We start from the raw sequence: 16,605 nt of genomic DNA, 5'->3' as shown, positions 1-16,605 counted from the left end.
GCACAGCGCAAGCAACGATGCTGCCCGCAATCGTCATCGAGAGGCTGCCCCTCCTGGTGCGGGCGATCCGGCTGCTGCCGACCCAGGCCAACGCCGACGAGGCAATCGCGCTGGCCGACGAACTGTCCTCGATCACCGCGATGGTGGCCGAGAAGTTCACCAACGACCGCACGGCGGAAGGCATCCAGCGCGCGCTGATGCTGACCGTAGGCGGGATGTCGCTCGGCCTGGAACAGCTGGTCGACAACGCCAGCGAGGCCGATGGCGACAGCGCGGCTCTCGACATCCTCATCGCCGATGGCGCCGAGTACGTGTTCCAGGCCGGTTTCCGCATGATCCGCGAACTCTCCGCACTGCCCGAGGACACCCTGGTCGGCGAATACGACCTCGACCCGATCTACTCGAACCGGCGCCTGAAGGAGCTGTTCGTCGACATCTGCACGGCCGATCCGGGCGAAACCTGGACCGGCTACGAGCGCTACCTCGGCCAGGTGCGCCAGCGCGAAGGCGTGCAGGCGATCGTGCGCGCCGCCCAGTGGCTGCGCAAGAACCACTACAAGGGCCCGATCAACGACCCGGACCTGAACGCCGAAGGCGTGATCGCGCTGGCGATCATCTTCGCCATCGACGGCGGCGGCACCATCGTCGCACGCGCCGGCCAGAAGGAATTCGAGGGTTTCGTGCGCTCGGTGCGCAAGAGCAATCCCGACTTCGAAGCCGGCTGGGCGGCCCTGCTGGAAAAGGTGCCGGCGCCGCACAAAGCCATCATCGCCGAGCGCGTGCAAGCCTACCGCGACACCTGCACCCTGTTCCAGAGCATTCGGACAAAGGCGCCGATGAAGCAGCTGGTGGCGGAGTTCGAGAATTACGCCGGGGCGGAGCTCGATACGGAATATCCGTAACACCACCCCATGCCCGCTCCCGCCATCGCCGCCGGCAGCGCCGACTTCCGGCGCATCAACCGCGCCATGGCCTTCGGCGGCTTTTCCACCTTCGCGCTGCTCTACAGCGTGCAGCCGCTGATGCCCCTGCTGGCGCAGGACTTCGCCCTGACGCCGGCCCAGAGCAGCCTCGCCCTGTCGATCTCCACCGCGGCGCTGGCCATCTCGCTGCTGGTGTCGAGCGTGCTGTCCGAGCGCTTCGGCCGTAAACCCATGATGGCCGCTTCCATGCTCGGCGGCGGCTTCCTGACCCTGCTCGCAGCATTCACCACGGACTACACCCAGCTTCTGGTGCTGCGCGCGCTGCTCGGCTTCATGCTGGGCGGTCTGCCGGCCGTGGCGATGGCCTACCTGAGCGAAGAAATCGAAGGCAGTTCGCTCGGCCTGTCGATGGGCATGTACATCAGCGGCAGTGCCTTCGGCGGCATGACCGGGCGCGTACTGGCTTCGGTCATCAGCGATTTTTATTCATGGCGCATAGCCCTCGGCGTGCTGGGCGCAGCCGGCCTGTATGCAGCTTGGGAATTCTGGCGCAGCCTGCCGGCCTCAAGACGCTTCCGGCCGGGGCAGGGGGGGCTGGCCGGCTTGCGGGAAGGGATCGGCAGGCACGCGCGCGACGCCGGCCTGCCATGGCTGTTCGCCTTGTCCTTCCTGCTGATGGGTTCTTTCGTCAGCCTGTACAACTACATCGGCTACCGGCTGCTCGGACCTGAATTTTCCCTGCGCCAGAGCGCAGTCGGCGCGCTGTCGGTGCTCTACCTGCTCGGTATTTTCAGTTCGGTGTGGGCCGGCCGCCTGGCCGACCGCCTGGGCCGGCGCAAGGTGCTGTGGCTGGTGCTGTCGATCATGCTCGCCGGCTTGCTGCTGACCTTGCTCGGCAACCTGGTTGCCGTCGTCGCCGGCGTCGGCCTGTACACCTTCGGCTTTTTCGCCTCGCACTCGGTGGCCAGCAGCTGGGTTGGCAGGCGCGCCCGCTCGCCGCAGGCGCTGGCCTCGGCGCTCTACCTCTTCTTCTACTATCTCGGCTCGAGCGTGGTCGGCTGGGTTTCGGGTTATGTGTGGGAACACGGCGGCTGGTCCGGCGTGGTCATCCTGCTCGGCGCCATCCTGATCGTCGCGATGCTGATCGCGCTGCGCCTGCGCGGCCTGGCGCCGATCGACGCGGCCGCGCCTGCGGCACCGCCACCCGGATAAGCACATCGCATAATCCGCTCAAGCTTTGACGCGGGTCATTCCCACCGGCATCATTGCCTGCCGGTGCTCCAGTAACATCGACGGTTGGTATCCATCCGGAAATGTGAAGGAGCATGGCAATGGCAAGTTTGTTCGGCACTGGCCTCGGCCAGCATGCCCGCCTGATCACCCTTACCACTGCCCAGGACAGCGAGCTTCCCGAGGCGCTTGCAGCAGAGCGCTTCAGCGGCCGCGAAGCCGTCAACGAGCTGTTTTCCTTCGATATCGATGCGCTCAGTACCTCCACCGACCTCGATTTAGACATCTTCCTCGGTGAAGAGCTCAGCGTCGGGTTGCTGCAACCGGACGGAGGACGGCGCCAATGGCACGGGCTCTGCACCAGCGCGATGTGGCTGGGGGCCGACGGCGGCCTCGCGTGCTACCGGCTGCGGCTGGAACCTGCCCTGGCGCTGCTGGCGCTGCGGCGCGACAGCTATATTTTCCAGGACCAGAGCGCACGCGAGATCGTGACCGAACTGCTGGCCGATTACCCGCAAGTCGCCTTCAACTTCGACATCAGCCAGCAACTGCCGGTGCGCGCCATCTGCACCCAGTACCGCGAAAGCGACCTGGAATTCCTGGTGCGGCTGCTTGCCTCCGAAGGCCTGAGCTGGCGCTTCGAGCACGAGTCGGCAGACGGTGAACAAGCACGCCACCGCCTTGTCATTTTCGATTCGACGGCGCGCCTGCCCGCTACCCCGGGCATCGCGGCGCTACGCTTTCATGGCGTGCGCGCCACCGACACAGACGACGCGATCGATGCATTCAGCGCGCGCCGCGTGCTGGCGGCGAATGGCGTGAGTATCAGCAGCTGGGATCCCGCGCAACTGCTCGCCCCCGGCGCCGAGCAGCAGTCCAACCTCGACGCTGGTGACCTGCCGCCAATGCCGCTCTACGACGGCAGCGGCGAACGCATCGCGAGCGAACGGCGCGCGGCCGACGCGCACAGCCGCCTGATGCTGCAGGCCCTCGAGATGGAGAACAAGGCATTCGAGGGCGCCGGCGCGGTCCGGCGCCTGGCGGCCGGCCACACGTTTAACCTGACCCGGCACGATCGCTACCCCGATGGCGAGAATGCTTTCACGGTGCTCTGGGTCGAACACGACGCGCGCAACAACTTCCGCACCGGGATCGCCGGCAGCGCGGCTGGCGTGGAGCGCGGCAGCTACCGCAACCGCTTCGCCTGCGTGCGCGAGACGGTCTCAATCGTGCCGGCGCTGACGTGCCGGCCGCACCAGCCCACCGCGCCCGGGCCGCAGTGTGCGCTGGTCGTCGGGCTGGACGATGCGGTCGCCACCACCAACCGCGACCACCAGGTGAAGGTGCAGTTCGCCTGGCAGCGCGGACGCACGCCGAACCCGGGCGGCATGGCGCACGACAGTGGCGGGGAAGGCTGCGCGCCCGGCAACGACACCTCCGGCACCTGGGTGCGCGTGGCCGAAGCCCTGGCCGGCCCCAATTGGGGCACCCAGTTCACTCCGCGCATTGGCGCCGAAGTGCTGGTCGATTTCATCGAAGGCGACATCGACCGCCCCGTCATCGTCGCCCAGCTCTACAACGGCGCAGACGCACCGCCATTCGCCGCCGGCGTCGATTCCGGCGCCAAGCACGCGGGCGTCCTGTCCGGCATTCACACCCAGAATTTCGACGGCGGCGGCTACAACCAGTGGCAAGTCGACGATTCCCCTGGCCAGCTGCGCACCCGCCTGGCGACCAGCCTCGGCGCCACCCAGCTCAACCTCGGCCATCTGATCCACCAGTCCCCAGGCTCTGCCCAGCGCGGCGCCTGGCGCGGCAGCGGTTTCGAGCTGCGCACTGACGCCTGGGCCGTGCTGCGCGGCGGCGCGGGCGTGCTGCTGTCGACCAGCGCCCGCCCTCGCCAGGGCAGCGGCGTGAGCTCGACGCAGATGGACGCGGCAGAAGCGCTGTCGCTATTGACGAGCGCGGCCGCACTCGGCCAGACCCTGGGAGACGCGGCCACCCAGCAGCAGGCGCTGTTCAGCATGGATGCTGCCAAGGCGCAGGCCGGGCTCATCGAGCAGCTCGATCCGAAGGCGAAGGGCAAGCATCCGGCGACGGTGAACGGGCAATCCTCCCTGAAAGCCAAGCCCGGTTCGCGCGAGCTGGACGCGTCGCAGCCGGTCGAGCAATTCGGCGCGTCGATCGTGCTGATGGATTCCGCCGCCAGCATCAACTGGGCCACGCCGGCATCGACCGTGGTCTGCGCGGGGCAGCAACTGGCATGGACGACGCAGTCGGACCTGCACCTGACAGCGGCGCACACGGCGTCTTCGGTCGCGGCAAACACGGCCAGCCTGTTCACCCACGCGGGCGGCATCCAGGCGATTGCCGGCAACGGGCCGGTATCGCTGCAGGCGCATACCGATGCGCTGGAGATTTTAGCGGACAAGGAAATCACGATCATTTCGGTAAACGACTGCATCGAGATCAAGGCCAGGGAAAAGATCGTGCTGCAGGCGGGGCAGTCGGCGATCACGCTGGAGGGGGGAAATATCACGATGGCTTGCCCGGGGAAGTTTTCGGTGAAGGGTGGGAAGCATTTGTTTGACGGCGGCGCACGCAAAGCGGCCAATTCAGCCAACCTGCCCGGCGAACTGAGCGAGGAGGCCAAACACTGGATCGCCTTGCACTATCTCGATCCGGAACTGGGAGAGGGAATCCCTGAAGTCGACTACCAGATCCATTTTGAGGAAGGAACAGTATTGTCCGGCACCCTCGACGCGGATGGACAGGCAATGCACGAGAACGTTCTGAACAAAGCCGTCAAGAAGGTCGTTTACGCGCCCCGTAAGCCGACAAAGGAGCCGCCACACGATCCGCTGGAAAAGCTCGTCGGCTGATTCAGGGAGCGCCTTTCTGATACTTGCTCAAGCTTGGGGGTCATTGATGACAGACGTAAATGCGACACAAATGCGCGACGCGTTGGCATGGGCAACTGGAGAGGAAGAAGCACGCGAAGCCAGCTCAAACCCTTTCGTATGGTTCTGGGAAGCGATCGAGGGCGACTTTAACGAAAACAGGTCGACGTCTCAAATTCTTGTCGATGCCGGTATTTCGATGATCCCCCTCGTTGATCAGGTATGCGATCTGCGCGACCTCATCGCAAATTGCCGCAAGCTTTCAAAAGACCAGACCGACGTCTGGAACTGGGTCGCGCTAGTGTTGACGCTTATCGGGCTCTTCCCGGCCTTGGGCTCCCTCGTCAAAGGAGTGCTGAAAATCTTCTTCGGGTTTGTCCGGAGATCCGGCGGGGAAAAAGTATCGGAAGCGGTCGATGGAGCGATGAGTTGGACCATCTCATTTCTCCGGCGACGTCGAGTCCAGGAATATCTTCGTGCGCGCAAAGTGGACGATGCGCTGAAATGGCTGGCGACTGAGATCAGGGTGGTCCGCGCGAAGATCAGTGCAAGCGAGTCGACCGCAGCGTTTGACAGGGCGATCAAGGTCGTTGAGGTAATGACCAGCAAAGTCGCGATTGTCCCAGTGCTCGGCGGTAAAGCCAAGCAGGCGCTGGCCGATATTAAAAAGATTCGCCTGGCAGCCGACGCGCACCTTGCTCGCGCGGTCAAGCCAGCGCAGGATCTGGTTGACACGGTGATATTGCGTCTGGAGCGGGAAGCACTGCAGAGGCAGAAGGGCATAGTCGATGTACGAAATGTACATTTCCGAGGCACCTTACCCGAAGCCAGCGCAGTGTCCCTGATGCGTGATGCACGCACCCGGCCGAGCTGGCTCAGCGACGGGGCTGCCCCACGTTGGACGCAGGCGAAGGTAGAAAAGATGCAACCACGTGTCGCCGCCAAGGTACAGCAAGGGTGGCCCTCACTAAGCGCAGATAACATTCGATCGTTTCATACGATGACTGCCGCTGAAATCAAAGGCCCTAGCCGGCTCTACCGTATTCTGTCGCCGAACAGCAGGGCTATGAGCGACTGCTGGATTAGCGAAAAAGTCTTTAACGATATTCAAAACTCACCCGATCCTCGTGCTGCCTGGCGAAAGTTTTTGGCCGTGTGGCCTGACTGGAACGCAAATGGTCAGTTCGCAGTCTACGAGATTAAAGCCGGCGAGTCCCTGAAGGTATGGCGAGGGCCAGCATCTGGGCAAACCAAAGACGCTCTACCAGATAGACATCTGGAAGGCGGGTGGGAACAAATTGTTTTTAACGTGGCGCGAACAGATCCACGGAACGATGTGATGCGTTTTTACAAATTGCAGGGTAGCCAAAAAAATATTTTAAAAGACGCGATTTCCCAGGCTGAACACGCGAGGCTTGCAGAAGCTCAGAAGAAAGATTACGTGTCCATACGTGAATCGATTACCCATCCAAACATCAGCGGCCCCTTCGAGACTGGGTGGGGATACACGGATTTCGAGGGTGCCGGATTTTCGAGAAAAATCGGGCTTCCGGCCCTGTCGGGCCAAAGTACAGTCCTTCAGAAATGAGTGAACGTCTCGCTCAACATTGGCAGGCCGATTCGTTCTTCAATAGGAATCAGACATGAATTTGACTGCATGGCAAAAAAAGCAGGTGGCTTTGCTTTACCACTTCTCATCCTTGAGTTACCTCGAAGGTCTGAGAGATCGCCTACGTGCACTCCGCGTTTTTGCTGAAGGCATCCTAGACGATAACCAAGCCGAAGGCCGGGATAATTTCCTTACAAGTAAGCAGTGGGGGAACCGCGATACGGGCGAAAATTGGGAGAACAATGCGTGGCCCTTCCTGGGCGATTTTCAGCGCTCCATTGCACAAAATATCGTTGACCGAAGATCGAATAAGTACCACAGGACAGGGGCTTATCAGTGCGGCCGAGGTATCAGCGAATCATCCGTACAGTGGATGGCTCCTGAAGAGCAGGATCAATTCGACAGGATGTTTGAGGATCTGTCGACGTACGCTCTCTATATTGATGAAACGATGGACCGGACAGTGATTGCGACCAGATGGGATGATTTCGGACTGACGATGGCGTGGCAACACCACATGGACCAATTTCCAGTACTTCCGAAACTGCGAGCTTTAACCGATATTGCAGCGGTGAGCGGTCAGCTGCCGCCTAAAACAGGCGTGTATGTGTCGATGGACGATCCTCACGCGACGCCACAGTTTGCATGGACAGGCTCTCGGGATGGACGTCTTTTAGACGCTACCAGCTTCAACGAAACTGGCAAGGCCGCTTTAGCCGCGGTGGGCAGAGCAATGCTGTGGGTCAATGGCGATGCCATGCTTCATTTCGTGCTTCAGAACTTGTCAAATCCGGACCTCACATCCGATCCGTTTTTTGATGAGTCCAAGACGCCGGATCTCGCTCCGAGCCTGGTAGCTGACAATGCATTCACGTCGCATCCGTCGCGCTGGTGCTATGTCGAGTTGGTAAATGATGAGTTCGAACCGATCGCCATCGAAGTCGATAAAGATTTGCCTGAAATATTACGCTTCGAGGCAGGTGAAACCTGTTCGAAAGCTGGCTACTACTTCTCACCCGCCGACATGAATTCGCACCGCTATTTCAAGTACGGCGAGCGATTTCCTGCTCTGTGTTCGGACTACGGCAAGTCTATCTGGCAGTGGGACGCAACGCAGGGCTAGCGGAGTCGAGCTTAGTATCAGGTTAAGGCGTGACATGCAGAGTTAAGCGACGCAGTATGGGTGCCGCATAACGAATTGCTTGCAGGCTACTGTGCTCGCGTACCGCATCCATTTACGACCAGCGCTAGAATTGTCCGCTCTCTCTTTTGAGGAGGTCATCATGCTGCAAGCCAACGAAATCCAGCAACGCTACAGCCATCTGCAGCAGACCATCGGCGAAGCCGAGCAGGCCTGCAAGGCGTCACAGGATACGCCGCCGGAGATGCGCGATTGTATCGAACGCATGTCGCGTGAGGTACGACAGGCGCGCGATGTAATGCAGTCGAACGATGAGGCGCGCATTATCCAGTGCGTCGACACCCTGGAGGACATGGGCGACGAAGCGAAACGCATCAGCCGCTCGGCGCCGCGGATGCCCGCGCACCTGGAGGCAGTCGTCACCCGGGTGCATGCCGAGCTGTCCGACTTCAAGCACAAATTGCATTAAGCACGGCCGTAGTACGGAGCCGGCTCCCGCAGGACGCGGGGCCGGCTCTTTTTTGTCTACAGAACGCCGCGCTCGCGCAGCGCCGCTACTTCGTCGGCGCTCTTGCCGAGCACCTCGCGCAGCACTTCGTCGGTGTGCTGGCCGAGCAGCGGCGGCGCCATCGTGCTGGTGGCGGGCGTTGCCGACATCTTCATCGGGCTGCGCACCAGCGTGACCTGGCCGGCGCTGGGGTGCGGCAGCTTGAGCGCCATCGCGCGCGCCTGCACCTGTTCATTGGCGAAGACTTCGCCGACGTCGTTGATCGGCCCGCAGGGCACCCCCACCGCTTCGAGCAGCGCGATCCATTCGTCGCGCGCGCGCGTGGCTACCATGTCGGCCAGCAGCGGCACGAGGACATCGCGGTTCCGCACGCGCAGCGGGTTGGTGGCGAAGCGCGGGTCGTTTGCCAGCTCGGGGCGGCCGCCGGCTTCGACGAATTTCTGGTACTGGCCATCGTTGCCGGTGGCGACGATGATGTGGCCGTCCGAACAGGCGAAGGTCTGGTAAGGCACGATGTTGGCGTGGGCGTTGCCCCAGCGTTTCGGCGCCTTGCCGCTGTTGAGGTAATTGCTGCCGACGTTGGCCAGCATCGCCACCTGCGTGTCGAGCAGGGCCATGTCGATGTACTGGCCGGCGCCGGTGCGGTCGCGGTGGGTGAGGGCGGCCAGCACGGCGATCGTCGCATACATGCCGGTCATCAGGTCGGTGAGGGCGACGCCGGCCTTTTGCGGGCCGCCGCCGGGCAGGTCGTCGCGTTCGCCGGTGACCGACATCAGGCCGCCCATGCCCTGGATCAGGAAGTCATAGCCGGCGCGGTGCGCGTAAGGGCCATCCTGGCCGAAGCCGGTGATCGAGCAGTAGACGAGGTCTGGCTTGATGGCCTTGAGCGACTCGTAATCGAGGCCGTAACGCTTCAGGTGCCCGACCTTGAAGTTTTCGATCACCACGTCCGAGTGGCGCGCCAGTTCGCGCAGCAGCGCCTGGCCTTCAGGGCTGGCGATATCCACCGTTACCGAACGTTTGCCCCGGTTCGCCGACAGGTAATACGCCGCTTCGCCCGTGTCCTGGCCGTCGGCGTCCTTCGCGTAGGGCGGACCCCAGGCGCGGGTGTCGTCGCCGCAGCCGGGGCGTTCGATCTTGATCACGTCGGCGCCGAGGTCGGCCAGGTTTTGCGAGCACCATGGCCCGGCCAGGACGCGCGAGAGGTCGAGTACGCGGATATGCCCGAGCGCCTTCGGGGCGGCGTCGGTGGAGTCGGATGGAGTCATTCTGCTCTCTTTACCAGGTTCGAACGAAGGCGATTATAGCTGGCCTCCCTCGCCACGCTGCGTCCCGGCCTCGCGAAAGCCGGCATCGTTGAGCTGGGCGGCAAACAGGTCGCGCTCGTTGTCGACGATGTCGTCCACGGTGCGTTCGTCCAGCCCCATCGATTCGAGGACGAAGGCCGACAATTGCAGGCTCGCTTCCAGGGTCTCGGGTACGACCACGGTGGCGCCCGCACGTTTCAGGATGCGCGCCTGCTTTTCGTCGCGCGAGCGCACGAACAGGGGCACATCCTCGAACTCGCGGCGGATGGCATGCACGGCCTGCAGCGCCGACTTCGGGTTGTCCATCGTCAGGACGATGGCCGGCGCTTCCTCGGCATTCACGAGGCGCAGCAACTCCGGGCGCATCGCATTGCCGAAGTAGACCGGGATGCCTTGCGCATGCAGTTTCGACACCAGCCTGGCATCGTTTTCGAAAGCGATGAACGGGATGTTTTGGGCCGTGAGCAGCTTGGCCAGCTGCTGGCCCACGCGCCCGAAACCGGCGATGACGATCTGCCCGCGGGCAGCCGCCAGGGCCTGTTCGTCCCCCTGCGCGCCGCGTTCGATCGCAGCGCGTTCGCCGCGCGCGCCGATCGCCCTTCCCAGGCGCGCCAGCAGCGGCGTGATGAACATCGACAGGCCGACCGCGAGCATGACGCGTGCGCCGAGCGTGGGGTCGAGCAGGCTCGCGGCCATGGCCTGGCCGAGCACGATAAAGGCGAACTCGCCGCCTTGCGCCAGCAGCAGGCCGCCCTCGACCGAGCGGCACCAGGGCAGGCGCGCGGCGCGAAACAGCAGCGTCACCACGGTCGCCTTGACCAGCACCAGGCCCAGCACGGCAGCGGCCAGCCACAGCGGCGCCTCGACGGCAATGCGCATGTCCATGCTCATGCCGACCGACATGAAGAACAGGCCCATGAGCAGGCCCTTGAAAGGCTCGACCATGAGTTCGACTTCGTGCCGGAATTCGGTTTCGGCCAGCAGCAGGCCGGCGATCAGGGCGCCGAGCGCCATCGACAGCCCGGCGGCGGCGGACAAGCCGGCGATGCCGAAGGTGCTGAGCAGGATCAGCGCCATGAACACGTCGGGCTGGCGGTGCCGCGCGAAGGCCTTGAAGGTCGGATGGATGACGCGCCGGCCGACCAGGTAGATCAGGGCGATCGCGCCCGCGGCCTTGGCCAGGGCGACCAGCGCGAGCGTCGCCGCGCCGCCGGCGTCGCCGCTGCTGTCAGCGCCACCGGCCAGCACGCCGATCAGCACCAGGATCGGTACCACCGCCAGGTCTTGCAGCATCAGCACGGAAAACGTCGCCTGGCCGAGCGGGGTGCCGGTGCTGTTCTGCTCGTTCATCAGTTGCATGACGACGGCGGTCGACGACAGCGAGAGTACCGCGCCGAGGATGGCTGCCGTGGCCAGGGACTGGCCGGCCAGCATGGCGACGCCGCCGATCAGCAGCGCGCTGACGACCACCTGCACGGTGCCGGCGCCAAACACCCAGGCCCGCATCGCCCACAGGCGCGCGGCGGAGAGTTCCAGGCCGATCATGAACATCAGGAACAGCACGCCGACTTCCGCCAGCATCGACACCCCCTGGCCGGTGGGGAAGGTGATCCAGCTCAGTTCGGGAAAGCGCGCCGCAAACAGGCCCAGGCCGAAGGGCCCGAGCAGGGTACCGACAACGAGGAAACCCACCACCTGGTTGATGCGCAATCTTTGCAGCGTAGGAATGAGGATGCCGGCAAGGATGAGAAACAGAATGATTTCACGGAGGAAGGGGAACGCGTGTTGCTCTTGCACGGAGGAATGCCTTTGCGGTTGTGGGCTGCGTTGGCATTCTATAACGGCGGAGCAGTGGGAATGCGAGGAAGGCGACGGGCAAAGCCGTCGACCTTCCTTCCTGAAGAGCGGCGCTTAAAAATGCCCCGCCAGGGCCTCCGGTGCGGTTTCTTCTTGCTGGCGATGCCCGCTGGCGATCTGCTGGCGCGATTCAGCGGTCCTGACCAGCTCTTCGTACTCCGGATCGACCACGTTGCGCAGTTCGATGAAGCGCTCCAGCGCGTTTTCCAGCCTCGGCAGCAGGATGGCGCGTTCGCTGTGCAGCACGCTGTAGACCGGGCGCGCCGCCGCCATGCCCATGTCGCTGGAGGCTTGCGCGACCAGGGTGCGCGCATCGATGCCGGCTTTCTCGGCCGCCATGCGTGCCAAGGCGAACCAGGTGACCTCGCCGCCGTTGTTCAGGTGCCAGACGCCGCTTTCGCGGTCCACCGCCAGGTCCAGGCAGGTGTGCACGAGATCCGGCACGTAGGTGGGCGAGACGGTCATGTCGTCGGCGGCCACGAAGCGCTCGCCGCGCTCGAGGGCGTCGAGCGCCAGCTTGACGAAGTTGTGCTTGTCCCAGGGGCCGAAGAAGGCGCTGGTGCGCACGACCAGCGCGCCCGGGTGCTTGTCCAGCACGGCCGTTTCCGACTCGGCCTTGCTGCGCCCGTAGACGTTCAGCGGCGTGACCGGATCGCTCTCGACATACGGGCTGCCCTTGCTGCCGTCGAAGACGAGGTCGCTCGAGAAGGTGGTCAGGTGCACGCCGCGGCGGGCACAGGCTTCGGCCAGGACGGCGGCGCCAAGCGTGTTGTCGCGCATGCAGCGCTCGACATCGGCTTCGGCATCGTCTACGCGTACATAGCCGCTGGTGTTGATCACGGCCCAAGGCTTGTATTCGGCCAGCGCGCGTTCGACCGAGCCGGCGTCGGCGATGTCCATATCGCGCCGCGACAGCAATTTATAGTGCAGGTTGCGCTTCTGGCAGACGCGGGCGAACGCACGGCCGAGGGTGCCGGTCGCCCCGGTGATCAGGATCGGCGCGGCTCCGGTGCCGACCAGGCGGTGGCCGTCGGCCGTGATCGAGGTCAGGGCGGCGGGGGTTGCGACCGGCGGGCACAGGAAGCGGCCCGGACGGCGCCACCAGCCTTGGCCGCGCAGCACCGGATGCGACAGCGGCTTGCCATCGGCAATTTCGCGCATCATTGTCGCGAGCGCGGTCGGGCGCGGCATCGGGGAGCGCACGTCGAAGGGCCCCGGTTCGTAATAACCGCGCTCCTGGGTCACCAGGCTGTTCCAGTCGAAGGAGCCGAGCAGCGACCAGACGGTGACGGCGCGCAGGTCGATGCCGTTGGCGTGCGCCGTCTTGGCCGCTTCCCAGATTTCCAGCAGCCAGCGCAGCTGGTCTTCGCGGTTGGCGTCGATGTGGGCTTCGGTAATCGCCAGCGGCAGCCGGTAGCGGTCCCAGATTTCGGTCAGCAGCGGCCCGATGCCGGCGGTTGGCGTGGCCAGCACGCGCGAGGCTTCGATGTCGGCGCAGGGAATGCCGTCGGCCATGCCGCGGTGGTGGGCCGGGAAGCGGTCGGGACGATGGTCGAGCCAGCGCTCGCTGGTGACGTAGTAATTGACGCCGATGATGTCCGGCGGGCAGGTATTGTCGCGGAACCAGAGCAGGTCGGCGATGTCGACCCCGGTGCCCACCAGGTATTTCCACAGCTTGTGTTCGGGGCCGACCATGCCGCACAGCAGGTCCCAGGCCAGCCAGCGGCGTTCGTTATAAAACTCGGCGACGATGGCCATTTCCGGCGTGCTGTAGGTCTTGCCGAGGTCGTCGGTCTGGACCAGCTTGGCGTTCGGATTGACGTTGCGGATTTCACGCATGCACAGCACGGTGGCGCGCGACTGGATCAAGAGGGCCTGGATGAAGCTTTTGTCGTCGCGGGCATGCGGATACCAGACGCCGTACAGGCCGGCAAAGCGCGCCGTGGTGCAGGGTTCGTTGACGGGGGTGTAATACTCGAGCCACGGGTAGCGGGCGGCCACCGCGCCCGCATATTCGGCCAGGCGTTCGGGAAAGGCCGGGTCGAGCAGGCTGGTGTCGCGCGGGCCGCTGCCGTGGTGAATCAGGCCGGCGATCGGGGTGACGCCGGCCTCCAGCAGGGCAGGGAGGCGCTCGTCGGGCCAGGTCCAGTCTGCCTTGGCGAGGCCGTCCGGGGCGGTGCGTTCCCAGAGGATCGGGTAGCGGATCGCCCGGATGCCGAGCGAAGCGAAGCGTTTGATGTCGCAATTGCGCAGTGCATGGCCGTTGCGGTCGAGCTGGCTGAAATAGTCGTCCTGCACGCGGTTGACGGTGCATTCGAGGCCGCCCCAGAGTTCGAGTGGGCGGGGTTGGCTGTTCGGGCTCGTGTTATTCATGATTTCACCACTTATTAAATTTTTGCAACAAAAAGCTTTAGACGGTCACCGAAAAGATTAAGTTCAGGCATATGCCCGTGTCGGATATCTTTTCGGAAAACTGCGCCGGCGTGCTGGCCGGGAGTCGTTCTCCGGTATGGCAAGAGCGGCTCACCGGTCGTGCTGGCGGTTGACAGCGCGCCATCAACCTGCAACCATGCCATCCATGAAATTTATCAACCCACATTCCTCGTTCTGCACCTGGTGGCGCCGCTGACAGCACGCGGCCTTGACGAGAAGATGTGACTCAATGAATGCCGCCTCGATTCAGGCGGCGTTTTTTTTGGCGCGGCGGGATCGGGGCAAACCTTGAATAACCCGAAGGAAACCCGATGAGCCAAGACGCGACCAACGCCACTGCACCTGCCGCCGCACCCGTCATCCTGACCGGCGATCGCCCTACCGGCCCGCTGCACCTGGGCCACTTCGTGGGCAGCCTGCGCAACCGGGTCGCCTACCAGAACGAGTACCGTCAGTTCGTCATGCTGGCCGACGCCCAGGCGCTCACCGACAACATGGATGACACCGAAAAGGTACATCGGAATGTTGTCGAAGTGGCGCTCGATTATCTCGCGGTCGGCATCGATCCGGCGCGCTCGACAATCTTCATCCAGTCCCAGGTACCTGAGCTGGCGGAGTTGACATTCTATTATTTAAATCTCGTCACTGTCGCCCGTTTGGAGCGCAACCCGACCGTCAAGACGGAAATTGCGCTGCGCGGCTTCGAGCGCGACATCCCGGCCGGCTTCCTGACTTACCCCGCCAGCCAGGCCTCCGACATCAGCGCCTTCAAGGCCACACTGGTGCCGGTGGGCGAAGACCAGATCCCGATGATCGAGCAGTGCAACGAGATCGTGCGCCGCTTCAACCGCATCGCCAAACGCGACATCCTGGTCGAGTGCAAGGCCCTGGTGCCGGAAATCGGCCGCCTGCCGGGCATCGACGGCAAGGCCAAGATGAGCAAGTCGCTCGGCAACACGATCAACCTCGGCGACAGCGCCGACCAGATCCGCGCCGCCGTCAAGCAGGTCTATACCGACCCGCTGCACCTGAAAGTGTCGGACCCGGGCCATGTGGAAGGCAACGTCGCCTTCCTCTACCTCGACGCCTTCGATACCGACAAGGTCGCGCTGGAAGAGATGAAGGCGCACTACACGCGCGGCGGCCTGGGCGACAGCATCGTCAAGAAACGCCTCGACCTGGTGCTGCAGGAAATGCTGGAGCCGATCCGCGCCCGCCGCGAAGAATTCGCCAAGGACAAAGGGCAGGTGATGCAGATGCTCAAGGAAGGCACGATGAAGGCGCGCGAAGTGGCGGCCGGCACGGCGGACGAAGTGCGCCGCGCGTTGGGGTTGTCGTACTGGTGATCGTTGCTGTCGGGCAGACCCGTAGGGTGGGCGGGTCCTCCCGCTCACGCGTTCAATGAACGGCTGAAAACCACAGTGCGATTAAGCATCAATTGGTTGAACGCGTGCGCGGCATAGCCGCCCACCCTACGTCCTGCTGCAGAGTGTGCAGCAGTTTATCGGTACGTTACCCGATCAGTCCTTCAGGTCGGCCGGCACTTTGCCGCCATTCGCTGCAAGCTTGTTCATGACCTGGCGGTGCAGCCAGATGTTCATCGTGGCCGAATCGCTGGTATCGCCCGAGTAGTTGAGCTCGGCAGCCAGTTCCTTGCGCGATTGCAGGCTGCTGTCGAGGTCGAGCAGTTTCAGCAAGTCGACGATCGAGGTGCGCCAGTTCAATTGCTGTCCCGAAGCTGCCAGCTTGCTGTTGAGGATGGCTTCGACGTCGACCTGTTCCATGGCCGGGGCCGGCGCTGCGGTCGGCGCTGCCGTGGTCGTCGGACGCGGCGCGGCTGCAGGCGCGTTTTGGGCCTGGGTTTGTGCCTGGGCTTTTGCCTGTGCTTCCTTGGCCGAGTTCGAGTTCGGGAAGATCTTGTTGAAGATATTGCTCAGAATGCCCATGTGGTGCTCCTTTGTTGTTGGTAGGTGAGTGAAGCTGCGTATTAAAAACTGCGTATAAAACTGATCAGCGGCGCTGGATGTTCGACGCCATGTGGGCCAGTGCGATGGCCAGTGCCGCGCCGCCGAGGCCCTTGACGAGGTTCGGGTTCTCGGCATAGAAGTCGCCCATGCGATCGACCACGCCGGGGTTTTCCTGTTCCGCCTTCGCTGCGATTTCCTCGACCTGTTGCGGTGAGATCTGGGAGGCCTGTTCCGGTGTGATCTGCGGCTGCGCGTTGCCGCCGGCGCCACCGCCGAGCAGGCCGCCGAGCAAGCCGCCAAGGCCGCCCATGCCGCCACCCATGCCGCCGCCCATACCTCCCAGGCCACCGAGGCCACCCATGCCGCCACCGCCCATGCCGCGACCGGCAAGGGCGCCGAGCAGTGCCGGGCCGGCCGCTGCGATCAGCTGGTTCAGCATGCCAGCCTGCTGGTTCGGACTACTCTGGCCGAACATCTGTCCCACCATTTGCGGGAAGGGCGGAGTCTGGTCCGAGCGCAGCGCCTGCGTCACGCCTTGCGCGAGCTGGTCGCGCGGCACCTGTTGCGAGACGCGGTCGAAATCTTCCGTTGCGCGGGTATTGTCGGCGCCGGATGCGCCGTTCATGTACTGCTGTAACAGGTTGCCCAAATCTAAAGCCATGACGTCCTCCTGCATAAATGACAAGTTGAAGGTCGAGGGTAGGGCGTTCGATTGAGCGACTCGGTACGG

General features: G+C 63.7%; 12 protein-coding genes. 7 read left to right on the top strand and 5 right to left on the bottom strand.

Annotated elements, in window-relative coordinates:
- The first annotated feature begins 17 nt into the window (after positions 1-17).
- The 6 genes from AC56KZ_RS05260 (at position 18) to AC56KZ_RS05235 (ending at position 8,272) form a co-directional block, all read left to right on the top strand.
- On the top strand, positions 18-902 hold the full coding sequence (locus AC56KZ_RS05260; protein ID WP_497161216.1) for a hypothetical protein: 885 nt from the start codon (positions 18-20) through the stop codon (positions 900-902).
- Between the two features lie 9 nt (positions 903-911).
- A complete protein-coding gene (locus AC56KZ_RS05255) occupies positions 912-2,135 on the top strand; it encodes an MFS transporter (RefSeq protein ID WP_497161062.1) in 1,224 nt (407 codons plus the stop codon).
- Between the two features lie 119 nt (positions 2,136-2,254).
- The gene (locus AC56KZ_RS05250; RefSeq protein WP_497161061.1) at positions 2,255-5,035 is read left to right on the top strand and encodes a type VI secretion system Vgr family protein; all 2,781 of its coding nucleotides are present in this window, start codon (positions 2,255-2,257) and stop codon (positions 5,033-5,035) included.
- A 70-nt stretch (positions 5,036-5,105) separates the two neighbouring features.
- A complete protein-coding gene (locus AC56KZ_RS05245; protein WP_497161060.1) occupies positions 5,106-6,641 on the top strand; it encodes a hypothetical protein in 1,536 nt (511 codons plus the stop codon).
- A 55-nt stretch (positions 6,642-6,696) separates the two neighbouring features.
- A complete protein-coding gene (locus tag AC56KZ_RS05240) occupies positions 6,697-7,785 on the top strand; it encodes a hypothetical protein (RefSeq protein WP_497161059.1) in 1,089 nt (362 codons plus the stop codon).
- Positions 7,786-7,945: 160 nt separating this feature from the next.
- A complete protein-coding gene (locus tag AC56KZ_RS05235; RefSeq protein WP_497161058.1) occupies positions 7,946-8,272 on the top strand; it encodes a hypothetical protein in 327 nt (108 codons plus the stop codon).
- A gap of 56 nt (positions 8,273-8,328) precedes the next feature.
- Here the strand turns inward: AC56KZ_RS05235 and AC56KZ_RS05230 are convergent, their stop codons facing one another.
- The 3 genes from AC56KZ_RS05230 to AC56KZ_RS05220 all read right to left on the bottom strand — a co-directional run bounded on the left by AC56KZ_RS05230 (position 8,329) and on the right by AC56KZ_RS05220 (position 13,848).
- A complete protein-coding gene (locus AC56KZ_RS05230; protein WP_497161057.1) occupies positions 8,329-9,579 on the bottom strand; it encodes a CaiB/BaiF CoA transferase family protein in 1,251 nt (416 codons plus the stop codon).
- A 33-nt stretch (positions 9,580-9,612) separates the two neighbouring features.
- Positions 9,613-11,415, bottom strand: a complete 1,803-nt coding sequence (locus tag AC56KZ_RS05225) for a cation:proton antiporter domain-containing protein (RefSeq protein ID WP_497161056.1) — start codon at positions 11,413-11,415, stop codon at positions 9,613-9,615.
- A gap of 114 nt (positions 11,416-11,529) precedes the next feature.
- A complete protein-coding gene (locus AC56KZ_RS05220) occupies positions 11,530-13,848 on the bottom strand; it encodes a family 1 glycosylhydrolase (RefSeq protein ID WP_497161055.1) in 2,319 nt (772 codons plus the stop codon).
- Positions 13,849-14,219: 371 nt separating this feature from the next.
- Between AC56KZ_RS05220 and trpS the strand changes: the two genes are divergently transcribed.
- Complete coding sequence (gene trpS, locus AC56KZ_RS05215; protein ID WP_497161054.1) at positions 14,220-15,254, top strand: tryptophan--tRNA ligase; 1,035 nt, start codon at positions 14,220-14,222, stop codon at positions 15,252-15,254.
- 174 nt (positions 15,255-15,428) lie between these two features.
- On the opposite strand, the gene AC56KZ_RS05210 is transcribed toward trpS, so the two are convergent.
- Together AC56KZ_RS05210 and AC56KZ_RS05205 are read right to left on the bottom strand one after the other, a co-directional pair.
- Complete coding sequence (locus AC56KZ_RS05210; RefSeq protein WP_497161053.1) at positions 15,429-15,854, bottom strand: DUF3597 domain-containing protein; 426 nt, start codon at positions 15,852-15,854, stop codon at positions 15,429-15,431.
- 64 nt (positions 15,855-15,918) lie between these two features.
- Positions 15,919-16,536, bottom strand: a complete 618-nt coding sequence (locus tag AC56KZ_RS05205; protein ID WP_497161052.1) for a hypothetical protein — start codon at positions 16,534-16,536, stop codon at positions 15,919-15,921.
- Between the last annotated feature and the right edge of the window lie 69 nt (positions 16,537-16,605).

This window comes from Telluria sp. LT2P34 (assembly GCF_059685915.1).
The sequence above is the reverse complement of the archived record's forward strand: the minus strand, read 5'-3'. Positions and strand labels throughout refer to the sequence as shown.